Origin of the sequence: Actinomadura macrotermitis, from assembly GCF_009604375.1 — a bacterium.
Lineage (GTDB): Bacteria > Actinomycetota > Actinomycetes > Streptosporangiales > Streptosporangiaceae > Spirillospora > Spirillospora macrotermitis.
On record NZ_WEGH01000003.1, the window covers coordinates 824,565 to 846,004 of the forward strand.

General features: G+C 75.0%; 23 protein-coding genes. 10 read left to right on the top strand and 13 right to left on the bottom strand.

Annotated features, from left to right (window positions below; translation table 11 throughout):
- Positions 1–2 precede the first annotated feature (2 nt).
- A complete protein-coding gene (locus tag ACRB68_RS25095) occupies positions 3–569 on the bottom strand; it encodes a TetR/AcrR family transcriptional regulator (protein ID WP_153536453.1) in 567 nt (188 codons plus the stop codon).
- A gap of 82 nt (positions 570–651) precedes the next feature.
- On the opposite strand from ACRB68_RS25095, the gene ACRB68_RS25100 reads away from it, so the two are divergent.
- On the top strand, positions 652–1,602 hold the full coding sequence (locus ACRB68_RS25100) for an NADP-dependent oxidoreductase (protein WP_328594741.1): 951 nt from the start codon (positions 652–654) through the stop codon (positions 1,600–1,602).
- On the opposite strand, the gene ACRB68_RS25105 is transcribed toward ACRB68_RS25100, so the two are convergent.
- Positions 1,599–2,120 (bottom strand): RBBP9/YdeN family alpha/beta hydrolase, encoded by a 522-nt coding sequence (locus ACRB68_RS25105; RefSeq protein WP_207709816.1) that lies wholly within the window; start codon positions 2,118–2,120, stop codon positions 1,599–1,601. The two genes, ACRB68_RS25100 and ACRB68_RS25105, sit on opposite strands and share 4 nt — an antisense overlap.
- A gap of 37 nt (positions 2,121–2,157) precedes the next feature.
- Between ACRB68_RS25105 and ACRB68_RS25110 the strand changes: the two genes are divergently transcribed.
- On the top strand, positions 2,158–3,354 hold the full coding sequence (locus ACRB68_RS25110; protein WP_153536455.1) for a threonine synthase: 1,197 nt from the start codon (positions 2,158–2,160) through the stop codon (positions 3,352–3,354).
- Here the strand turns inward: ACRB68_RS25110 and ACRB68_RS25115 are convergent.
- The gene (locus ACRB68_RS25115; RefSeq protein WP_153536457.1) at positions 3,351–4,196 is read right to left on the bottom strand and encodes a LysR family transcriptional regulator; all 846 of its coding nucleotides are present in this window, start codon (positions 4,194–4,196) and stop codon (positions 3,351–3,353) included. The two genes, ACRB68_RS25110 and ACRB68_RS25115, sit on opposite strands and share 4 nt — an antisense overlap.
- Positions 4,197–4,267: 71 nt before the next feature.
- Between ACRB68_RS25115 and ACRB68_RS25120 the strand changes: the two genes are divergently transcribed.
- Together ACRB68_RS25120 and ACRB68_RS25125 are read left to right on the top strand one after the other, a co-directional pair.
- Positions 4,268–5,131, top strand: coding sequence for a PhzF family phenazine biosynthesis protein (locus ACRB68_RS25120; protein ID WP_153536459.1), 864 nt, complete (start codon positions 4,268–4,270; stop codon positions 5,129–5,131).
- A complete protein-coding gene (locus ACRB68_RS25125) occupies positions 5,128–6,105 on the top strand; it encodes an ornithine cyclodeaminase family protein (protein WP_194293436.1) in 978 nt (325 codons plus the stop codon). The genes ACRB68_RS25120 and ACRB68_RS25125 overlap by 4 nt, the downstream gene beginning before the upstream one ends.
- Here ACRB68_RS25125 and ACRB68_RS25130 read toward each other — a convergent pair.
- Both ACRB68_RS25130 and ACRB68_RS25135 read right to left on the bottom strand, forming a co-directional pair.
- Entirely contained in the window at positions 6,102–6,638 is a 537-nt protein-coding gene (locus ACRB68_RS25130) for a GNAT family N-acetyltransferase (protein WP_153536463.1), read from the bottom strand. The two genes, ACRB68_RS25125 and ACRB68_RS25130, sit on opposite strands and share 4 nt — an antisense overlap.
- On the bottom strand, positions 6,635–8,041 hold the full coding sequence (locus ACRB68_RS25135) for an MFS transporter (RefSeq protein ID WP_328594742.1): 1,407 nt from the start codon (positions 8,039–8,041) through the stop codon (positions 6,635–6,637). Before ACRB68_RS25135 ends, ACRB68_RS25130 begins: the two co-directional genes overlap by 4 nt.
- Before the next feature lie 94 nt (positions 8,042–8,135).
- On the opposite strand from ACRB68_RS25135, the gene ACRB68_RS25140 reads away from it, so the two are divergent.
- Complete coding sequence (locus tag ACRB68_RS25140) at positions 8,136–8,642, top strand: winged helix-turn-helix transcriptional regulator (RefSeq protein WP_153536467.1); 507 nt, start codon at positions 8,136–8,138, stop codon at positions 8,640–8,642.
- A 75-nt stretch (positions 8,643–8,717) separates the two neighbouring features.
- A complete protein-coding gene (locus ACRB68_RS25145) occupies positions 8,718–9,443 on the top strand; it encodes a type II toxin-antitoxin system PemK/MazF family toxin (RefSeq protein ID WP_153536469.1) in 726 nt (241 codons plus the stop codon).
- Here ACRB68_RS25145 and ACRB68_RS25150 read toward each other — a convergent pair.
- The 7 genes from ACRB68_RS25150 to ACRB68_RS25180 form a co-directional block, all read right to left on the bottom strand.
- Positions 9,433–10,503 (bottom strand): winged helix DNA-binding domain-containing protein, encoded by a 1,071-nt coding sequence (locus tag ACRB68_RS25150; RefSeq protein ID WP_153536471.1) that lies wholly within the window; start codon positions 10,501–10,503, stop codon positions 9,433–9,435. The genes ACRB68_RS25145 and ACRB68_RS25150 overlap by 11 nt on opposite strands.
- A gap of 19 nt (positions 10,504–10,522) precedes the next feature.
- Entirely contained in the window at positions 10,523–13,543 is a 3,021-nt protein-coding gene (locus ACRB68_RS25155) for a hypothetical protein (RefSeq protein ID WP_153536473.1), read from the bottom strand.
- Positions 13,544–13,627: 84 nt separating this feature from the next.
- Positions 13,628–13,840 carry a PspC domain-containing protein gene (locus tag ACRB68_RS25160; protein WP_235959879.1) on the bottom strand — a complete coding sequence of 71 codons (213 nt, stop codon included), beginning with the start codon at positions 13,838–13,840 and terminating at the stop codon, positions 13,628–13,630.
- A gap of 139 nt (positions 13,841–13,979) precedes the next feature.
- Complete coding sequence (locus ACRB68_RS25165; protein WP_328594744.1) at positions 13,980–14,654, bottom strand: HAD family hydrolase; 675 nt, start codon at positions 14,652–14,654, stop codon at positions 13,980–13,982.
- On the bottom strand, positions 14,651–15,298 hold the full coding sequence (locus ACRB68_RS25170; RefSeq protein ID WP_153536475.1) for an MBL fold metallo-hydrolase: 648 nt from the start codon (positions 15,296–15,298) through the stop codon (positions 14,651–14,653). Before ACRB68_RS25170 ends, ACRB68_RS25165 begins: the two co-directional genes overlap by 4 nt.
- 63 nt (positions 15,299–15,361) lie before the next feature.
- Positions 15,362–15,853 (bottom strand): cupin domain-containing protein, encoded by a 492-nt coding sequence (locus ACRB68_RS25175; RefSeq protein ID WP_153536477.1) that lies wholly within the window; start codon positions 15,851–15,853, stop codon positions 15,362–15,364.
- An 84-nt stretch (positions 15,854–15,937) separates the two neighbouring features.
- Entirely contained in the window at positions 15,938–16,423 is a 486-nt protein-coding gene (locus tag ACRB68_RS25180; RefSeq protein WP_153536479.1) for a carboxymuconolactone decarboxylase family protein, read from the bottom strand.
- A gap of 152 nt (positions 16,424–16,575) precedes the next feature.
- Between ACRB68_RS25180 and ACRB68_RS25185 the strand changes: the two genes are divergently transcribed.
- From ACRB68_RS25185 to ACRB68_RS25195, 3 genes are all read left to right on the top strand, one after another.
- Complete coding sequence (locus ACRB68_RS25185) at positions 16,576–17,469, top strand: RNA polymerase sigma-70 factor (RefSeq protein WP_207709817.1); 894 nt, start codon at positions 16,576–16,578, stop codon at positions 17,467–17,469.
- 141 nt (positions 17,470–17,610) lie between these two features.
- Positions 17,611–18,675, top strand: a complete 1,065-nt coding sequence (locus tag ACRB68_RS25190) for a phosphotransferase family protein (RefSeq protein WP_153536483.1) — start codon at positions 17,611–17,613, stop codon at positions 18,673–18,675.
- Positions 18,672–19,754: a hypothetical protein gene (locus ACRB68_RS25195; RefSeq protein WP_328594745.1), complete on the top strand. Its 1,083-nt coding sequence runs from the start codon at positions 18,672–18,674 to the stop codon at positions 19,752–19,754. The genes ACRB68_RS25190 and ACRB68_RS25195 overlap by 4 nt, the downstream gene beginning before the upstream one ends.
- Before the next feature lie 130 nt (positions 19,755–19,884).
- Here the strand turns inward: ACRB68_RS25195 and ACRB68_RS25200 are convergent, their stop codons facing one another.
- The gene (locus ACRB68_RS25200; RefSeq protein ID WP_153536485.1) at positions 19,885–20,817 is read right to left on the bottom strand and encodes an NADP-dependent oxidoreductase; all 933 of its coding nucleotides are present in this window, start codon (positions 20,815–20,817) and stop codon (positions 19,885–19,887) included.
- Positions 20,818–20,927: 110 nt separating this feature from the next.
- Between ACRB68_RS25200 and ACRB68_RS25205 the strand changes: the two genes are divergently transcribed.
- On the top strand, positions 20,928–21,401 hold the full coding sequence (locus ACRB68_RS25205) for a MarR family winged helix-turn-helix transcriptional regulator (RefSeq protein WP_328594746.1): 474 nt from the start codon (positions 20,928–20,930) through the stop codon (positions 21,399–21,401).
- Positions 21,402–21,440: the final 39 nt, after the last annotated feature.

Genomic DNA, 21,440 nt, shown 5'->3' on the forward strand with positions numbered 1-21,440 from the left:
CGCTAGGCGGTCCGCAGCCCCTCCAGGATCAGGTCGATGAGCCGGTCCCGGCGGGGGGCCAGGGCGGGCGCCTGGTCGATGAGGGTGGCGACGGCGCCGACCAGCGCGAACAGGTCGGCGCCGTCCATGTCGGGGCGGACCCGCCCGGCGGCCTGCGCCGCCGCGAGGAGCCGGCCGCCCGCGTCCTGCAGCGCGGCGCAGGAGGCGTGCAGCGAGGACGTCTCGTCGCCGATGGTGGCCATGAGGGACGCGGCGAGGCCGCGGTAGACGGTGGCGCCGGAGACGAACTCGTGCAGCCAGGCGGTGAGCGCCTCCAGCGGCGGCAGCTCGCCGGCCAGTGCGGCGGCGCGGGCGGCCAGGCCGTCGAAGCGCGCGCCGAGCAGGGCCTCCAGGAGGTCGCCGCGGGTCGCGAAGTGGCGGTACAGGGTGCCCATGCCGACGCCCGCGCGGCGGGCGATGTCGCGCAGGGAGGCCTCGGTGCCCTGCTCCTCGACGACGGCGCGCGCCGCGTCCAGCAGGCGGGCGCGGTTGCGGAGCGCGTCGGCGCGCGGGTGGCGGGTCTCGGGCATGGGCCGATCCTAGGCGTTGACAAATGGAGCAGTGCTCCGGTTATATCCGGAGCACTGCTCCATTTCGTCGTGAGGAGACATCGTGCAGGCGATCCGCATCCATGCCACGGGCGACCCCGCCGTCCTGCGGCCCGAAGAGCTGCCCGTCCCCGAGCCCGGCCCCGGCGAGGTGCTGGTCCAGGTGCACGCCGCCGCGCTGAACCCGGTCGACTGGTACGCCCGCAGCGGCTTCAGCGTCATCCCGGCCGAGCTGCGGCCGGTCTTCCCGCTGCCCTGGACGCCCGGCTGGGACGTGTCGGGCGTCGTCGCCGGCGCGGGCGCCGGCGAATGGCGGGAGGGCGACGAGGTCTTCGGGCTGCTGCCCTTCCCCGGCGGCGGCGAGGGCCACGGCGCCTACGCCGAGTACGTGACCGTCCCGGCCGCCCAGCTGGCGCGCAAGCCCGCGAACGTGGACCACGTGCGGGCGGCGGCGGTGCCGCTGGCCGGGCTCACCGCGTACCAGAACCTCTACGAGGAGGTCGGCCTGGAGCCGGGCCGCCGGGTGCTGGTCAACGGCGCGGCGGGCGGCGTCGGGCACTTCGCCGTGCAGCTGGCCAAGGCGTGCGGCGCGCACGTCGTGGCGGTCGCGTCCGGGCGGCACGAGGAGTTCCTACGCGGCCTCGGCGCGGACGAGTTCGTCGACTACACCCGCACCGCCGCCGAGGACGCGGTCCGCGAGGTGGACCACGTCGTCGACACCGTCGGCGGCCCGGACGCGCACCGCTTCCTCAAGGCCGTCCGCGACGGCGGCACCGTCACCCCGATCTTCCTCGGCGAGTACCACCGCGAGGAGGGCGCCGCGCGCGGGATCACCTTCCCCAGCGTGCAGGTCCACCCCGACGGCCCGGCCACCGCCGCGCTGGCCGGGCTGCTGGAGTCGGGCGCCGTCCGTCCCGGCATCGACTCGGTCTTCCCCCTGGAGGACGCGGCGGCCGCGCACGAGCGCGCCGAGCGCGGCCACATCCAGGGAAAGATCGTGCTGCGGGTCCGCTAGCGCAGCTCGGCGAGCAGCTTCTCGCCCTCGGGCCAGGGGCCGTAGCCCGCGTCGGTGTTGACGTGGCCGGCGTCGCCCGCGTCGTGCAGGCGCGCGCCCCAGGCGGCGGCGAGCTCGGCGGCCCGCTCGAACGTCATCCACTGATCGCTGCGGCTGCCGACCAGGATCGCCGGGAACGGCAGCCGCGCGGTGGGGATGGGCGCGTAGCCGGTGATGCCCGGCTCGTCCACGTTGTCCATGTCGGGCGGCGTGACCAGCAGCGCGCCGCGCACGCCCGCGCCGCCCGTCTCGGCCGCCCACTCCACCACGGTGAGGACACCGAGGCTGTGCGCGACGAGCACGGGCGGCTCGCTGCACGCGGCGATCGCCTCGCCGAGGCGGGCGACCCAGGCGTCCCGGTGGGCGTCGTCCCAGTCGTCCTGCTCGACGCGCACCGCGTCCGGCAGGGCCGCCTGCCAGCGCGTCTGCCAGTGACCGTCGCCCGAGTTCTGCCAACCCGGAATGATCAAGATGCTCACCTGCGTGATTATGGCAGTCTGACTAGACTCGCGCGCTATGGGACAGCTCTCCTCGGCGGTCTGCCAGCGCTCGGTGATGTTCCCGGCGATCGAGCATCCGCTGAGCCCCGCGCTCACCCGCGGCTGCCCCGACACCAGCACCGCCGACGTCGCCTACCCGGCCGAGGTCGGCTACGACTACGCCGCGGTGCCGCGCGAGCTGTTCGCGCCCGCCCCCGCCGCCGGGCTGGACCGCTGGGCGCCGCTGCTGCCGCCCCTCGCCGCGCCCGGCCTCGGCGAGGGCGGCACCCCGCTGCTGGAGATCGCGGACGGGCTGCTGGTCAAGGACGAGTCGCGCAACCCGACCTGGAGCCACAAGGACCGGCTGAACCGCTGCACGACCAGCGCCGCCGTCGCCGAGGGCGCCCCCGGGATCGTGGTCGCCTCGTCGGGCAACCACGGCGCGTCGGCGGCGGCGTACGCGGCGCGGGCCGGGCTGCCGTGCGTGGTGCTCGCATCGGCGGGCGCGCCGCCGGCGGTCGCCTCGTTCCTCGCCGCCTACGGCGCGACCGTGCTGGCCGTCCCGGAGGAGGCGCGCTGGCCGCTGATGCGCCGGATCGTCGACGAGCTCGGCCTGCACCCCGTCAGCAACCTGACCGAGCAGCACACCGGGCACGCCTGGGGGCCCGAGGGCTACAAGACGATCGCCTACGAGATCTTCGCCGAGCGCGGCGGCGTGCCGGCGGCGGTGTTCGTCCCGACCGGCTACGGCGAGCTGCTGTTCGGGGTGTGGAAGGGCTTCCAGGAGCTGCACGACCTCGGCCTCGCCGACCGGGTGCCGCGCATGTTCGCGTGCGAGCCGGCAGCGGGCGGGCCGCTGTCGCGCGCGCTCGCCAAGGGCGTCCCGGCGGTGCGGGTGGACGTCGGCCCGACCGCCGCCTACGCGATCGACAGCGCCGTCTCGGGTTACCGGGGCGTCGCCGCGATCACCCGCAGCGGCGGCGCCGCACTGCTGGTGTCCGACGAGGAGATGGCCGCCGCGCAGCGCGAACTGGCCGGCGCGGGGCTCTGGCAGGAACTGTCCGGCGCGGCCGGGCTCGCCGGGTTCCGCCAGCTGCGCGACGTGGAAGGGCCGGTCGTGTGCATCGCCACCTCCAGCGGCTTCAAGGACCTGGGCGTCGGCGCCACGCCGCCCGAACCCGTCGAACCGACGTGGGAGGCCGTCGAAGCGCGGCTGCGCGCCGCCGGGTTCTAGCCGACCGCGCGCCGCAGCAGGCGTTCCAGGTTGTCCAGGACCGGGTCGCCGTCGGTGCCGGGCCGCCTGGAGATGGCGATGTCCGCCATGGGCGGCGGCGGCAGGTGCTCGGTCGGGCGCACCGCCGTCGCGGGGACGTTGTCCTCCAGGAGCGCCGCCAGCCCGATGCCGGCGCAGATGGCGGCCTGCACGGCGTGCGCGCTGGTGCTCTGGAAGGCGACCCGCCACTCGCGGCCGTGCCGGGTGAGCGCGTCCAGCACCGGGCGGCGCCAGTTGCAGGGCTGGGAGAACAGCACCAGCGGCAGCGGGTCGGCGGACGGGTCGAACGACGGTGCGCACGCCCACGCCATCTCGACCCGGCGCCGCCAGCGCAGGGCGGCCTCGGGCATGGCCGCCGGGTCGCCGAGCGCCAGGTCCAGGCCGGTGTTCTCGCGCAGCGCCGCGGTCGGCCCGATGACGACCTCCAGCTCGACCCGCGGGTGCAGCGCGGCGAAGTCGGCGAGCGCGGCGGGCAGCGCGGTGATCGCCAGGTCCTCCAGCAGCCCGATCGTGCGCTTGCCGGCGGCCGCGCCGCCCTGGCCGCCGACCGACCCGCGCGCCTCGTCGTGCAGGGCCAGCATCCGCTCGGCGTAGGCCAGCAGCGTCTCCCCGGCCGGCGTCGGCCGGGCGCCCTGCGCGGTCCGGACGAGCAGGCGCTCCCCCGCCGCCTGCTCCAGCCGCTGGATCCGCTGGCTCACCGCGGGCTGGCTGAGGCGCAGCGCCGCCGCCGCGCGGGTGATGCTGCCGGCGCGGACGGCCGCCGCGAACGCGCGCAGGTCGGCGATCTGGAAGTCCCTCTGCATAAGCCGTCGTTATATCGCACATCGGAAAATCGCGGTTCCCAATGCCCTGGGCCCCTGCCTAGGCTGCCGCCATGCCTCTCGACTTCCACCATGTCGACGTCTTCGCCGACCGTCCCTACAGCGGCAACAGCCTGGCCGTCTTCGTCGACCCGCCGCCACTGGACACCGGCCAGATGGCCCGTGTCACCCAGGAGCTGCGGCACTTCGAGAGCATCTTCCTCACCTCGGCGGGCCCGGACACCGTCCGGGCGCGGGTCTTCGACCTGATCGAGGAGCTCGACTTCGCCGGTCACCCCCTCCTCGGCGCCGCCGCCGTCCTGCACGAACTGCGCGCCGCGCCTGGCGAGGAGCGGCGCTGGACCTTCGAGCTGAACGCCAAGACGGTGCAGGTCACCACGCGCGCCGACGCCACGGGCCGGATCGCGGCGCTGCTGGACGCGGGCCGCCCCGAACCGATCCCCGCCGACCCGGACGTGCCGGAGATCGCCGCGGCCCTCGGCCTCGACCCGGCCGACCTGCACACCCCGGAGGTCATCTCGACCGGCCTGCGCTATCTGGTGGTCCCGGTCCGCGGCGGCGGCGCGCTCGCCCGCGCGCGGATCGGCCGCCCCGGCTTCGAGGACCTCCTCAAGGGGCTCGGCGCGCAGTTCGCCTACGTCCTGGACGTCGACGCGCTCGAAGCCCGGCACTGGGACAACGACGGCGTGCTGGAGGACGTCGCGACCGGCAGCGCCGCCGGGTGCGCCGCCGCGCACCTGCTCCGCCGGGGCCGCATCCGGCCCGGCGAGCCGGCCGCCCTGAAGCAGGGCCGCTTCACCGGCCGGCCCAGCACGATCACGATCACCGCCTACGGTACCCCGGACGACGTCGAGCGGGTCACCGTCGGCGGGACCGTCTGCCCGGTCGGCACCGGCACGCTGCGGGAGCTGCCGTGAAGGTCTTCGGGCCGGACGCGATCCGGCGGGCCGCCGGCTTCCCCGAACTGGTCGAGCCGGTCGCGCGGGCCCTCGCCGGCTTCAGCGCCGGGCTCGGCGAGGCGCCGATCACGGTGTTCGCGCCGGCGGGCGACCAGGGGGACGTGCACGTCAAGTCGGCCTGGATGCCGGGCCGGCCGGTCTTCACCGTCAAGGTCGGCACCTGGTTCGCGGCCCGGCGGCCCCCGTCCGGCGGCTACATCGTCGTCCACGACGCCACCGACGGGGAGCCGCTCGCGCTGCTGCGCGACGAGCACCACATCACCGACGTCCGCACAGCCGCGGCGGGCGCGGTGGCGGCCCGGGAACTGGCCCTCGCGGACGCGGCCGCGCTCGCCGTCATCGGCACGGGCGTCCAGGCGTATCTGCAGGCTCTGGCGGTCTGCGCGATGCGGCCCATCGAGGCGGTGACGGTCTCGGGCCGCAACAACGACGCGGCCCGCCGGCTGTGCTCGGCGCTCCAGGCCCGCCTCCCCGACGCCGCCATCTCCGTCGCGGCGGCGGAGCAGGCCGTCCGGCGGGCCGACGTGATCGTGACCGCCACCGCGAGCAGGCAGCCGGTCCTGGAGGGCGCCTGGCTGCGCCCGGGCCAGCATGTCACCGCCGTCGGCGCGGACGATCCGGGCAAGGCGGAGCTGGACGTGGCCTGCTTCCGCCGCGCCGACGTGGTCGTCGTCGACAGCCGCGACCTCACACCGAGGTTCGCCGGAGACCTGCGCGCGGCCATCGACCAGGGCGCGACCGGCATCGACGCCGAACTGGGCGAAGTGGTCTCCGGCCGCCCCGGGCGCACCGCTCCCGACCAGATCACCGTCGCCAAGCTCATCGGCCTCGGCGTCCAGGACCTGGCCGCCGCCGAGGCCGTCCTCCCCCTGCTGCGCGACGGCGGCCCGGCAACCCCACCGGCCTCGGCACTGGACCTGCTCGACGCCTAGGCCGACCGAACAAATTCGTCCGCAGGTCGGAAGGGTCCATGCGCGTCGCTCCCTGTCCGAGGGCGGGTCTCCAGAAGGTAGCGCGTGGTGCCGTCAAGGGTGTAGACGGCGGGTGAGCCGGGGCGGTGGCGGAGGATGGCGGCGCGCGCGGCCCCGTTGCCGGGCAGGACGTCGGCCGTGAAGCGGGTGATGCCGTGCGACAGCGCGAGCGCGCCGAGGGTGTCGAGCAGCGGGCCGGCGAGGCCGCGGCGCTGCCACGCGTCGGCGACCAGCACGGCCAGTTCGGCGGTCTCGGGCCGGGCGGGGTCGCGTGCGTACTCGGCGACGGCGACGACGTCTCCGCGCAGCGCGAGCAGGACCTCCCGGTCGCGGTGGTCGACGGACCGCAGCGAGTCGAGGTAGGCCACGGGGATGTGCGGCGTGCCGACGAAGAAGCGGTGGTAGAGGCTCCGGCCCGACAGCCGGCCCGACATGGCGCGGATCAGGGCGATGTCGCCGTTCCGGTACGCCCGGATCGCGGTGCCGGCGGTCATGACGCCCGCCCGGTGGTGATGCCGAGGGCCGTGACGGCGCTGAGCGCGGCGGCGAGGGCGATCAGCCACCAGCCGTCCCGGAAGGCCGCCTCCGCGTCGCCGGGAGACAGGCCGATCGTGCCGATGACGGCGGTCAGGGCGGCGACGCCGAGGACGTAGCCGATCTGGCGGCCGGTGTTGACCACGGCGCTGCCGGTGGCGGCCTGGGCCGGCGGCAGCCCGGCGGTGGCGGCGGCGATCATGCTGGGCATGGCCAGGCCGATGCCGGCGCCGATGACGAGCCAGCCGGGCAGGATCTGCGTCGCGTAGCGCACCTCGGGCGCGGCGCCGGCGGCCAGCAGCAGCGCGCCGGCGCAGAACAGCAGGTTCCCGAGGGCCACGACGGCGCGCACCGGCACGCGCCGGGCCAGCCGCTGCCCGGCGACCGCGAAGACCGGCACCATCAGCGGCCCCGGCATGATCGCCAGGCCGGTGCCGATCGCGGAGTAGCCGGCGCTGTCCTCCAGCCGGAGCACGACGCTGGGGAAGACCGCGCCGAACGCCGTGCAGAACACCAGCACGGTGGCGTTGGCCCCGACGAAGGCCGGCACCCGGAACAGCGCGGGGTCGACGACCGGCGCCGGATGCCGCAGGACGCGCAGGACGAGCCAGCCGGCGGCGAGGGCGGCGCCGGCGAAGACGCCCGCCGTCCGCGGGTCCGTCCAGCCCCAGGCGCCGCCCTGCACCAGGCCGAGCGCCGCCGCGCCGACGGCGGCGGCGAGCAGCGCCGCGCCCGGCAGGTCGGGCAGCCGGGTGACGGCCCGGTCCCGCGCGCCGGGGACGAGCCGCGCCGCGGCGGCGAAGACCAGGACGCCGACGGGCAGGTTGATCAGGAACACCCACTGCCAGGACAGCTGGACCAGCGCGCCGCCGGCGACCGGGCCGATCGCGGCGGCGGCGGAGCTCGTCGTCGCCCAGACCTTCACCGCGCCCGCGCGCCGTTCGGGAGGCAGGCAGGTGAGCAGCAGCCCGAGGCTGGCCGGGGTGAGCAGCGCGGCGCCGGCGGCCTGCAGCACGCGGAACGCGACCAGCCACCACAGGGACGGGGCGGCCGCGCAGGCGGCGCTGGCGAGGGTGAACACCGTGAGCCCGGCGAGGAACCCGCCCTTGCGCCCGTACCGGTCGGCCAGGCGCCCGGCGGGGATCAGCAGCGCCGCGTAGACGATCGTGTAGCCGTTGAGGACCCAGCTGAGCTCCGGCAGCGACGCGCCGGCGAAGTCGGCGCCGATGGCGGTGAAGGCGACGTTGACCACGAAGACGTCGAGCATGGCCATGAACGCGGCCGCGCAGAGCACGGTCACGACGGCGGCCGGGTGACCGGGGCTCGGCCGCCTTCGCTGGGCCGTCGGTGCGGGTGCGGTCACGGGGAACCTCCTGCGGGCAAGCTGACTACACATTTGTGTAGCCAGGGGAAGCTGACTATACATCGCTGGAGTCAAGGGTGGGTAGCATGGCCCCATGCCTGCCGTACTGGAGGGTCCGCTCGCGGACCTCAGCGCCTGGAAGACCGACCACTGCTCCCTGGTCAAGGCCCTGGAGCTCGTCGGGACCAGGTCGACGCTGCTGATCCTGCGCGAGGCCTACTACGGGACCACCCGCTTCAGCGGCTTCGCGCGCCGCATCGGGATCACCGAGACGGTGGTGGCCCGGCAGCTCCGCCAGCTCACCGAGGCCGGCCTGCTCGCCCGGCGCCCCTACCGGGACGAGGGCGGGCGCACCCGGGACGAGTACGTGCTCACCGACATGGGCCGCGACCTGCTGCCCGTCGTCATCGGCCTGATGCAGTGGGCCGACAAGCACCTCCAGGGCCGGCAGCCGCCGCTGCAGTACGTCGAGCACGGCACCGGCGACCCGGTCACCGTCGAGCTGCGCACCGGCGACGGCCGCAAGGTCGAGCTGGACGACCTGGGCATCCGGCTCAACCCGGACTGGCGCAGGCCCCGCCCGCAGACCGGCGAGCACTGATACGCGCCCTCGGAACTACCCCGCCCGCGGCCGGTGTCCGTACGCTGGCCACCGCGGTCTTACGGGAGGGGTGCCATGGGCGGAGATCGGGCGCGGCGCACGGCCGGCATGGTGCTGATCCTGGTCACCTGGCTACTGGCGAGCCGTGCCGCCTTCCTCGCCGGGGTCGCCGTGCACGGCGACCCGCGGCATCCGGGGATGTCCCTGCCGCTCTTCGGGCTGCTCGTCGCGGGCGGGTGCGTGCTGGCGCTGGCCGTCATGCGGGCGCCGGGCGGGCGCTCGCCGCTGGTGCCCGGGGTGGTCCTGGCCGGGGCCGCGCTCGCGCTGGGCGCCGTCGGCCACGGGGCCGGGCCGGCCTTCCTGGCCGCGTTCGTGTGCCCGGCCGTGCCGCTGGCCGTCGTCTTTTTCCGGCGGTGGCGGCGGCAGGCACAGGCGCCTCTGCCGCCGTTCCCGGGGCGCGGCAGCGCGCCGCTGCCCGGCCAGGTGTGGGAGGTCTTCTATCCGTACGAGGACGATCCGGCCAGCGGCAAGCGCCGGCCCGCCCTCGTGGTCGGCACCGGCCCCGGCGGCGTCCGCGCGCTGAAGATCACCAGTCAGGACAAGAGCGGGCACCGCGCCCACTACGTCCCGCTCGACACCTCCGGCTGGCGGGCCATGAACGCCCACGGCAAGTCCAGCTGGCTCCAGCTCGACCGCCCCGCCGTCGTCCCGCACGAGGACGTCCACCGTCCGCTCGGCCTCTGCCCGCAGCCGGTGTGGGACACCGTGGTGCGCCGCCACCGGGTGCGCGTCACCCGATAGGGGCCAGGCGCAGGTCGTGCTCGTCGCCGGGCCAGGTGAAGGCGAGCAGCCGCTCCCCCTCCTCGCGCACCTCGGCGTCGTCCGCGAGTGGCGCGAACAGGCGGACGTCGAGGACGGACCGGCCGGCCTTCTTGTCGCGCTCGATCGTCCAGATCCCCCGCACCCGGCCGTCGACCAGCAGCGTCGCCTTGGTGATCGAGCCGATGCAGACGGCCTTGCGGACGTCGTCGGTCATCAGCCGGCCGCGGTCGGCGTAGGCGAGGACCAGGTTGTCGAACTCGGGCAGGAAGCGCACCGGCGCCGGGATGTCGGGGTCGGGCAGTTCGGCGTCCGGCAGGTCGAACAGCTCCGCGCCGTTCTCGTCGCGGTAGGCGCGCAGGCCCGCGAACGCCTCGTCCATCCGGCGCAGCCCCGACCAGGTCTGGAAGTCCTTCACCGACGCCGGCCCGAACGCCGCCAGGTAGCGGCGCGCCAGGTCGGCGGGCGGCCCCTCCGCCAGGGGCGCGCCGAGCCAGTCCTCGGCGAGGGCGAACGGGGTGGCGCCGAACCGGTTCCACAGGCCGCTCGGCGGCGGGTGCACGATCTGCAGCACCGCCTGCACCGTCCAGCGGAGCGCGAGCGGGTCGCGCTCGGGCCACCGCTCGGCCAGGCTCCGCGCGATCTGCGAGCGGGTGAGGGTGCGGCCACGCAGCAGGTCGCGGGCGGCGTCCGCGAGCTCGGCCAGGTCCCAGTCCTTGGTGGCGCCGCCGAACGAGACCTGCGGCCTCTTGCGGTCCATCAGCGGGCGCACCCAGGCGAAGTCGGCGGCGGCCATCATGTGCTGCGTGCCGCGCAGCGCGGGGGCGCGCACGACGCTCCGGTCGTGCAGGAGCGCGGCGAGGTCGTCTTGGTGGAAGCCCGCGAGGCGCGTCCACAGGCCGTGGTAGGGCGCGTGGTTCTCCTGCGCCTGCAGCGCGACCAGCCGGCGGACCGCCTCCAGCGGCGTCGCCTCGGCCCGGCGGAGCAGCAGCTGGCGGTCCAGGGCGGCGCGGTTCAGCGTGCGGCGGTCGATGCGGTCCATGCCGCAATTATAGAACGAATCATTCCGTTCCACTAGTCTCGCGGAGCGACTCCAGCGCGAAGCGCAGCCGGGCCCCGGCGAGCATCTCCTCGTCCGCCGGGCAGCCGAGCCGCTCCCGCGCCGTCTCGACGATCTCGTCGTCGGACAGGCCGGGACCGGCCTCGCTGATCTCCCGGACGAGCTCCACCAGCTCGGGCCGCTTGTAGGTGACGATCGAACGGGCCCGCGGCTGCTGCTCTTCCTCCTCCTCGGGTTCGGGCTCGGGCGGGCTCTCGTCGAAGGCCAGCCGCCCCGGCACCGGCGCCGGCGACCGCTCCGCGTCGTCGGCGGGCGACGACCACGCGTCCTCGCGCGGCGGCGGCGCCTCGGGGAACCGGTCGAGCAGGAACGTGAACAGCGACGTCTCCGGGGTCACCAGGGGGTGCGCGGGGACGGGCGCGTCCGGCGGCGGCAGATCCGGGCCCGGCTGCCCGACCAGGACCGCCCGGGGCGCCAGCCAGAACAGGAACAGCGCCTCCACGCCCGCGCCGTGCTCGCCGTCGATGACGACGACGTCGAAGGAGTCGGGTTCGGGCGGCAGCAGCTCGGGGATCTGCCAGAGCGGCGCGATCCACGACGGCGCCGGGTCGGGGCGCGCCAGCACCGCGGCCCAGGCGCGGGCGGCGTGCAGCTCGGCCGAGGCCTTGCGGTGGCGCGCCTCGGCGTCGGCGAGCCAGGCGCCCTCGGGGGGCCGCGCCGTCCCGGCGGCGACGGCCCACGCCGCGTCCCAGTGCGCGATACGGTCCGGCCACTCCTCGTCCGGGCCGCTCAGCAGGTCGGCCAGCCCGGGGTGGACGGCGCGAACGCGTTCGAGCAGCTCGGCCCTGCGGATCTGCGCGGCGCGCTGCCGCTGGGCCTTGGCGAGCTCCTCCAGCGCGCGCGCGTAGGCGTCGGGGTCGCGCGCGTCGATGGCCGTGCGCGCCGCATGCAGCTCGGGCGGGTCGTGCGGCATCGCCGGGATGGAGTCGCGCAACGCGTTGAGGTCCGTAGTGGCACGGGCGGCGTCCTGGACGAGCAGCGCGCTCTCCAGCGCGGCGCTGAATCCGTACCACTGCAGGGGGTGTGTGATGGGGATGCCGGAACCCGTCAGCAGATGCCCGGTGTCCTCGATGACGGGCAACAGCGCGCGCACACGGCCGAGCCGGTCGTGCGCGCGGCGGAACCGGGCGATGCGGTCTTCCACCGGAACGTCCGCCGGGAAGGAGACATCGGCCTCCTCCCACACGTACTGGAGGTCCTGGCAGACCAGCAGCACGTTCAGGTAGGCGTGCAGCACCTCCAGGCTGTCGGGCGTCGCGGGCGGCTCGCCGTCCACCTCGGCGCCCTGCAGCAGCCGCTCCGCCTGCCGCTGCGCGCCCGAGCGCAGCGGTCCGCGCTTCGGGCCCGTCCCCTCGGCCAGGTACTGCCACAGGTCCTCGGCGGCGGGCGCGAGCCGGTGCGGGTCGCTGTCGGGCGGCAGCACGACCTCGTGCCCGGCGATCCGCTCCAGCGCCTCGACCGCCCAATCCACCTGCGGCGACAGCTCCGCGACCCGTGCCCAGACGGCCGGGCGGCGGCGGGCCAGCGCGTCGGTGAACGCCCGCACCGCGTGGTCGGTGAGGTCCCAGCCGCCCGGATGCCCGGTCAGGCCGAGGTCGCGCAGCGCCGCGTTGATCGTGGCGGCGTTGCCGTCCAGCCGGGCCAGCACGGTGACGTCGCAGCGGCGCAGCCGGCGGGCCGGCTCGGTGTCGGCGCGGCGCGCGCGCTCGGCCGCCCGGTGCTCGGTCTCCACCAGCGTGCGGACATAAGGGGCGCTCGGCAGCGCGGCCGGGTCGACGTCGCGGTGCACGGTGCGGTCGGGGCCGGTCCCGGCGGGCAGCCCGATCAGCTCGGCCGCCTCCGGCGCGGTGATCGGCGGGTCGGCGGGCAGCCCGGGCCGCGCCGGGATCCAGGCGTGCTCGAGCGGGACGGGCCGCTCGGCCGGGGCGCGCTCGCGCAGCTCGGCCACCCGCCAGGCGGCCTGCGCCTCGCGGTCGGCGAGCTCGCCCAGCGTCGCCGGGCCGATCGTGGTGGTGCGCAGCCGCTCGGCGACCCGCGCGGCGGTCGCCGGCAGCGCGCACAGCGTGCCGATGCCGGGCGGGAGCGCGGCGTGCAGGTCCGCGGCGGCGGTGGCGTCGGCGGTGGCGACCAGCACCCGCACGCCCCGGCCGAGCAGGTCGGCGACCAGCGCGGCGGCGCCGCCCGGCACGTGCATGATCGGGGATCGGCCGGCCGGCCCGAGCAGCCGGGCGAACCCCTCGGGTATTCGGGACCGGCCGAGCAGCTCCTGGTACAGGTCGGCGACGGGCGCGCGGCCCGGCGGGCGCACGACCAGCGCCGGCGCCAGCCTGATCCGGGCCGGGCCGCCGGGCGCGTCGTCGGGCGCCCAGTCCTCGCGGAACGCCATGTCCTCCCCGGCCGCCGCCGCCCACTTGCGCAGCACGTCGGCCACCGAGGCGTTCAGCCCGAGCCCCTGGCCGGCCTGGACGGACTCGCGCAGCCAGTCGGTGCGCTCGGGCCGCAGACCGGGCAGCAGCTCGCGGTCGCGCAGCGCCGCCGGGCCGGTCAGCACGACGTCGATCCGCCCGGACCGCTCGTCCACCGCGATCCGCACGGGCGTGTGCAGCAGGTGGTCGCGGACCGGCCGCCGGGTGAGCAGGCCCGTGGCCAGCACGGTCTCCTGCCCGCGCACCGCGGCCAGGTCGCGCAGGATCCGGTACCAGTGCCGCAGCGCGAGCCAGCCGTCGAACTCGGCCAGCACCGCGGGCGGCGTCAGCGGGATGACCGGGACGCTGAACAGCACGTCGCCGGGCCCCGCGTCGGCCTCCACGTACACGTCGCCGGGCAGGCCCGCCAGCCAGTGCACCTGCGGGTAGGCGCCCACGTCCCGGACGGGCGCGCGCCGTGCCGCGGCCAGGTCCCGCAGGAAGCGGAGCAGCCCGGCGGCCGCCTCCGCGTCCCGGCCTCGGCCCTGATCAGGCACGGCGGCTCCTTCCCTGGAGGGTCGCTGTGCCTGATCTAACACCCTGCGCCGACCCGGTTCCAAGGGAGACCGGTGATCTTTAGATCAGTGTGAGTGCGCGCTGTGGCGGTCCTCGCTCGGCAGCATCGCCCACAGCACGATGTAGACCACGAACTGCGGGCCGGGCAGCAGGCAGGACGCCAGCGCGAGCAGCCGGACGGTCCACGGCGTGAGCCCGAACCGGCGGGCGAGCCCGGCGCAGACCCCGCCGATGACGCGTCCCTGCCGCGGGCGGTAGAGGCCGTTCATATCGTTCATCACTCCGTGTTCGGGTCGGTGGTCGCCACCGCGAGCCGCGGTGACGTGTTCCACGCTACGAACCGGAGTACCCATGGCGAATCGCCCTCACGACTGGTCTCGGCCCCCTACCTGCGGTGTAAGGGAGGTCCCTTAGGGGTCACTCTCCGGCGTTGTAGGCCGCCACCAGATCGGGGAGGCCGGCCAGGTCGTCCAGGACGAACGTCGCCAGCGCCGGCGCCTCGGCGTCGTCCTGGATGTGCCCCCAGGGGCCGCGCCGCAGGAACGCGGTGAGCATGCCGAACCCGGCGGCGGGCCGCACGTCGTTGTCCAGGCGGTCGCCCACGTACAGGACGCGGTCGGGCAGCACGTCGGCGAGCTGGGCGCAGCGCTCGAAGAACTCCGGGTCGGGCTTGCTGATGCCCCACACGTCGGAGATCCCGACCACGTCGGCGTCCAGGTCCAGCGCGGCGAACTGCGCGGCGGCCTCGGCGGGCTGGTTCCCCGCGACGCCGACGAACAGGCCCTGCGCGCGCAGCCCGGCCAGGCAGCCGCGGGCGTCGGGGTACAGGTCGTCCGGCCCGAACCCGTTCGGCACGCCCGCCTCGGCCCGCGCCTTCTCCTCCTTCGCCAGGTCGAAGCCCGGCCGGAAGTACTCGAACAGGTCCATATAGCTGCCGCCGGACGCCAGGACCGCGCCGAGCTTGGCCAGGAACGTGTGCCGGGGCACGCCGAGCCAGTCGGCCCAGCGCCCGTAGATCTCGCCCTCGTTGATGAGGGTCTCGCCGATGTCGAAGAACACGGCCTGGATCGGCCGCCCCACCTCACGGCTCACGCGGCGCCCAGTTCGACCGACTCGCCCGGCGTCAGGCGGCGGAACTCCTTGCCGAGGGCCTTGCCGGCGTTCTCCACCGCGGCGTTCATGACCGACAGGCCGATGTCGTTGAGCAGCCCGTCATGGATCACGAAGGCGCGCTCGGGGCCGACCGCCGCGGAGTACTCGAACAGCTCGGGCACCTTCATCCACGGCGCGTTGCCCGGCAGGCACAGCGTCGGGACGGGCTCGTCGGGCACGGTGAGAGCGTCGCCGGGGTGGAAGACCTCGCCGTCCACCAGGAAGCCGGTGTTGGGGATCGGCGGCACGCCGGGGCGCAGCAGCTCGTGGTCGCGGCCGTAGACGTGCACGTCGAAGCCCGCGACGGTGACGGCGTCGCCGTGCCCGACCTGGTGCACCCGGCCGCCGAGGTCGGCCAGGTTCTCCGCGACGACCCGCGACGTCCACACCCGCAGCCGCGGGTCGCCCGCCATGGCCTTGCGCAGGCCGTCGGCGTCGAAGTGGTCGAAGTGCTCGTGGGTGATCAGCACGGCCTCGGCGCCGGCGTACAGGTCCTCGCCGCTGAACCCGCCGGGGTCGATCACCAGGGTCCGGTCGTCCTTCTGGAGCCGCACGCAGGCGTGCCCGAGCTTGGTGAGACGCATGGGCCGATCTTTTCACGCCATACGGGCGGGCCGCTTCCAGGGGGACCCGCCCGCTCCGGGCCGTCAGACCATGTACTGGTCGTGGCGGCCGTAGACGTCGTTCCACTCCTCCTCGGTGAGCTCGCGCCCGCTCGCCACGATCTCCGCCAGCTCCTCGAAGTAGCCCTCGCGCGGGGCGCCCGGCGCGAACAGGATCAGCATCGAGGCGGGCGATTGGAGATTGCGGAACGCGTGGATCCCGCCCGGCGGGACGAAGTAGAAGTCGCCCGGCGCGGCCTCGGTCCACTCCTCGCCGTTGTAGAGCCCGACCCCGCCGGACAGGACGTAGAACGACTCCGACATCGTCCGGTGGAAGTGCGGGTCCGGGCCGCCGCCGGGCTCCCCCTTCATGTCCCACCGGTAGAGCCCGTACTGCCCGCCGGTGGTCGCCCCGGTGGCCAGGTAGTGCACGTCGGTGCGCCCGCCGATCGCCAGGTCGGGCGCGGAGTCGCCCTTCCACAGCCGGCCGGCGACCTCGCCCCGCTCCCCGTGGTACAGCTCCTTCGGGTACGTCATCGCGCCTCCTCGTCGATCGTCTTAGATGATCTTCGCACCGCCGGCCGCGGCCCGGGACACCCCGGGTCGCGGCCGGGCCGCCGGTCAGTCCGCCAGGCCGGCGAACATGCCGGGCTCGTAGGAGCCGCCCCGCTGGTGCACGATCACGCCGAGCCGGTTGGCCGCGTTGATCATGGCGACCACGTAGACCAGCGCGGCGACCTGGTCGTCGTCGTAGTGCTCGCGCACCCGCGCCCAGGTCGCGTCGGACACGCCCTGGCAGGCGTCGGCGAGCCGGGTGCCCTCCTCGGCCAGCGCCAGCGCGGCCCGCTCCGCGTCCGTGAACACGGTGGACTCGCGCCAGGCGGCGACCAGGTGCAGCCGGAGCGCGGTCTCGCCGGCGGCCGTGGCCTCCTTGGTGTGGAAGTCCACGCACCAGCCGCAGCCGTTGATCTGGCTGGCGCGCAGCATCACCAGCTCCTGCAGCGCGCGGGGCAGCGTCGACTGCCGGATCGCCACGCTGACGGCGGCGAACCGCTTGCCGATCTTGGCGCCGAGCTCGTTGGTCATCAGGTTCATCCGGGGTTCCATGGTGGGTCCTCTCCGCCGGCGGACGCCGTCGGTGCGGCGTCCTGGTGACCATGAAGAAGCCGGCACCACCGCCCCTGTGACAGCGCCGCGCTGTGACGTGGGCCACCGGACGCGGGTGTCACAAACCGGCGGTGGCCGGCGTCTGGATGCGTATGGCACAGCCGAGAACCGACCGCACGGACGCCGCGACCGAGGCGTTCGTGGCCCATCGCAACCTGCTGTTCACCGTCGCCTACGAGATGCTCGGCTCGGCCGCCGACGCCGAGGACGTCCTGCAAGAGACCTGGCTGCGGTGGACGGGCGTCGACGACCTGGACGCCGTGCGCGACCAGCGCGCCTACCTGGTCCGGATCGTCACCCGCCAGGCGCTGTCCCGGCTGCGCACGCTCCGCCGCCGCAAGGAGTCCTACGTCGGGCCGTGGCTGCCCGAGCCGCTGCTGACCGCGCCCGACGTGGCCGAGGACGTCGAACTGGCCGACAACCTGTCGATGGCGATGCTGCTGGTGCTGGAGACGCTCGCGCCGACCGAGCGGGCGGTGTTCGTGCTGCGCGAGGTGTTCGACCTGGACTACGACGAGATCGCCGAGGCCGTCGGCAAGTCCCCCGCCGCGGTCCGCCAGATCGCGCACCGTGCCCGCGCCCACGTCGCCGCACGCCGCCCCCGCGGAACCGTCTCCGCGACCGAGACCCGCGACGCCCTCCAAGCCTTCCAGCAGGCGGTCGAGACCGGCGATCTGCAACGCCTGCTCGACATCCTCGCGCCCGACGTCGTCCTCCTCGGCGACGGCGGCGGGGTCGCGCAGGCCGCGCTGGAACCCGTCGTCGGGGTCGGGCGGGTCGCCCATGTGCTGGGCCGGATCTCCGCTGCGGCGACGCTGCGGCCGGCGCAGGTCAACGGCTACCCGGCGCTGGTCCTGCGCCTGGACGGCGAGATCGACACCGTCCTCGCGGTGCGCGTCGACGACGGCCGCATCACCGGGCTCTACGCCGTGCGCAACCCCGCGAAGCTGTCGCGCATGGACCGGGAGACCGCCCTGCACCGCTGAGCCGCCCATAACGAATCGAGCGCTTGCTCGGCAAAGTTGTTATAGCCGCAGGCCAGGCCGCCACCGCCGGGAAGCGGCCATTGACCGCACCTCGCCCCGTTGATAGAACACGTTTCACTTTGGGATGCGAGGAGGCCGTCCATGCCCGTGCCCGACCAGCGAGATCCCGAACTGACCCGGCGCATCCTCACCGCCTGGCTGGGCGAGCGGCTGCCCGGCGCCGCCGTCACCCACCTGCAGACCCCCGAGACCAGCGGCTTCTCCAGCGAGACGCTCCTGTTCGACGCCGCCTGGCAGGAGGACGGCGCGGAGCGCAGCGAGGCGCTGGTGGCGCGGGTCGCGCCCGCGCACTACCAGATCTTCCCCGAGCCGCGGTTCGAGGAGCAGTACCGGCTGATGCGGATCCTGGACGAGCGGACCGACATCCCGGTGCCACCGATCCGCTGGTACGAGCCGTCCGCCGAGCCCCTCGGCGCGCCGTTCTTCGTGATGCGCCGCGTCGACGGGCAGGTCCCGACCGACATGCCGCCCTACCACATGGGCGGCTGGGTCACCGAGATCGAGCCCGCCGAGCGGGCCGCCATGTGGTGGTCCACGCTGGAGATCATGGCCCGGCTGCACAGGCTGGACGCGGCGGAACTCGGCCTCGGCTTCCTGGACCAGCCGGCCTGGGGGAAGCCCGGCCTGGACCAGCGGCTCGCCTACTACGAGCACTACCTGCACTGGGCCTACGGCGGCCCGCAGGAGGTCGCGCTGCGCGCCCTGGACTGGCTGAAGGCCAACCGGCCCGAGGAGCCCGATCCGCCGGCGGTGCTGTGGAACGACGCGCGCATCGGCAACGTGATCTTCCAGGACGGTACGCCGGTGGCCGTCCTGGACTGGGAGACCGCCGTGCTCGGCGCCCCCGAGGAGGACCTGGCCTGGTTCATGTTCCTGGACCGGCACCACTCCGAGGGCATCGGCGTCCCCCGGCTGCCCGGCTTCCCGTCCTACGCCGCGACCATCGGCCGGTACGAGGAGCTGCTCGGCCGCCCGCTGCGGCACCTGGCGTACTACGAGGTCCTGTCGGGCTTCAAGTTCGCCGTCATCATGGCCCGGATCGGGCAGGCGATGATCGACTTCGGCTGGATCGAGGCCGGCGACGCGTTCCCCTACGACAACAACTGCACCCGCCTGCTGGACCGCATCCTCGGAGGAACGCCGTGACGCTGTCGCCGCTGGACGACTACCCGATCCACCAGGCCCCGGAGGTGATGCGGCACGTCGCGACCTCCGACCGCAACTTCTACGACCGCTACTACTTCAACGTGCACCCCTGCGGCGACGACCTGATGCTGCTCGTCGGCCTCGGCCAGTACCCCAACCTCGGCGTCACCGACGCGTTCGCGGTGATCCGGCGGGGGCCGCTGCACCGGGTGGTGCGGGCGTCGCGCGAGCTCGGCGCCGACCGCATGGACACCGGTGTCGGGCCGTTCCGCGTCACCGTGCTGGAGGGCCTGAAGCGGCTGCGCGTGCGCCTCGACGACAACGAGCACGGCCTGTCGTTCGACCTGGCCTGGGAGGGCACGATCCCCGCCCAGCTCGAACCGCCGCACTACCTGCGCTGGCAGGAGCGGGTGGTGTTCGACTCGCGCCGCCTCGCCCAGACCGGCCGCTGGACCGGCCACATCACCCTCGACGGCGAGCGCATCGAGGTCACCCCCGACCACTGGTGGGGTTCGCGCGACCGCTCGTGGGGCATCCGGCCCGTCGGCGAGCCCGAGCCGCCCGGCATCCAGGTCAAGAACGCCGGCTGCTTCTACTGGATGTACGCGCCGATGCAGTTCGAGGACCACGCGATCCTCTGCATCGTGCAGGAGGACGAGAAGGGGCGGCGCGTCCTGGAGGAGGCGGTGCGGGTCCGGCCCGGCGACGCCGAGCCCGAGTACCTCGGCCGCCCCGACTACCGGCCCGTCTACCGCGAGGGCACCCGCGAGGTCGTCACCGCGGCGATCGGGTTCGCGCCGCCGGGCGGCGAGCCGTTCGAGGTGCGGGTGACGCCGCTCCTGCCGGTCCACCTGATGGTCGGCACCGGCTACGGCCTGGAGCCCGACTGGAAGCACGGCATGTACCAGGGGCCGGAGCTGAAGGTGCAGGGCGTCGGCTACGACACCCGCGACCCCGAGGACGCCGCGCGCATGTGGGGCATGGTCGACTCGGTCGCCCGCTTCGAGTACGCCGGGGGCACGGGCCACGGCCTGTTCGAGTACTGGGCGCTCGGCCCGCACCCCTCGTTCCCGGCCTGACGCCCGGGACGAACGGCCCCGGTAGGCGCGGGACCCGCGCCTCTTACCGCCCGGGACGCCCCGTCCCTAACGTAGCGATCACCGGGCCGCCCGCCGTCCCCCGTCGCGGGCGGCCCGGGGCACCCGTCCCTCAGGGGACGAGGACGGTCTTGCCGCGGGCGCCGCCCTTGGCGGCCAGCCGGTGCGCCTCGGCGGCGTCGGCGAGGGGCAGTTCCCGCTCCACGTGCACGCGCAGCCCGCCCGCCTCGGCCAGCTCCGCGAGGCCGGCCAGGGCCGCGCCGGACGGCTTGACGAACACCGTCGCGAACCGCACGCCGTGCCGCTCGGCCTCGTCCGCGGTCAGTCCGGGATTGTGGCCGACGGTGGTGACCAGCAGGCCGCCGGGCCGCAGCAGGGCCAGCGAGCGCGGCGCGTACTCGCCGCCGACCAGGTCGAGCACCACGTCCACCGGGCCGGTCGCGGCGGCGAAGTCGGCCGCGGTGTAGTCGACGACCTCGTCCGCGCCGAGCGAGACGACGAACGCGTGGGCGGCGGCCCGCGCCGTGGCGACGACGTGCGCGCCGCGCGCCTTGGCGATCTGCACGGCGAGGTGCCCCACCCCGCCGGCGGCGGCGTGGACGAGCACCCGCTGCCCGGCCTCGACCCGGGCGATCTCCACCAGGCCCTGCCAGGCGGTCAGCCCGGCGAGCGGCAGCCCGCCGGCCTCGGCCATCGTCAGCGCGGCGGGCTTGCGCGCGAGCTCCCCGGCGGGGGCGGTCAGGTACTCCGCGTAGGCCCCGGCGGCGCCGGGGAAGCGCGGCATGCCGAACACCTCGTCGCCGACGGCGAAGCGGGTGACGTCCGGGCCGAGTTCGACGACGACGCCGGCGACGTCCCAGCCGAGCACGGCCGGCGGCTCGGGGAAGGCCGGGAAGAACCCGGCGCGGACGGCCGCGTCGACCGGGTTCACGCCCGCCGCGCGCACCTGGACCAGCACCTCGCCGGGGCCGGGCACCGGGCGCCCGGTCTCGGTGCGGTACAGGGCCTCGGGGCCGCCGAACGCGTCCTGGGTGATGGCGTACATGGGGGATCTCCTATTTGTTGCCGTGAGGAAGATTGCTTGAGCAAATGATTATCGGCAACTGTTCCTCGTGTCAACTATCCGCCCGTCAAGCATCTTGGTAGGCTCGCCCCGTGGACACCACCGAGCCGTTCGACGACCCCCGCCTCACCACGATGGGGTTGCTCTTCGAGGCCCATCAGGGGCTGGTCGCCAAGCTGGACCCCGCCTGGCGCGCGGCGGGCCTGTCCGGGCTGGACCTGAACGCCCTGCTGCGGCTCGCCCGCTCCCCCGGGCGGCGGCTGCGGATGAGCGACCTGGCGGCCCAGACCGCGCTGTCCACCAGCGGCGTCACCCGGCTCGTCGACCGGCTGGCCAAGGCCGGCCTGGTCCGCCGCGAGTCCAGCCCCGGGGACCGGCGCAGCACCTACGCCGCCCTCACCCCCGAGGGCGCCGAGCGCATCGGGCAGGTCATGCCCGGCTACCTCGCCGCCATCGAGCGCTGGTTCACCGGCCTGCTGACCCCCGAGCAACTGGACGCCCTCGTCGCCGGGCTGCGCGTCATCCGGGACGCGGCCCACCCCGACGCGACCGCGCGCACCGACTGACCGGAGCAATCAGGCGGGCGGGGCCGCACCGCAGGCGGC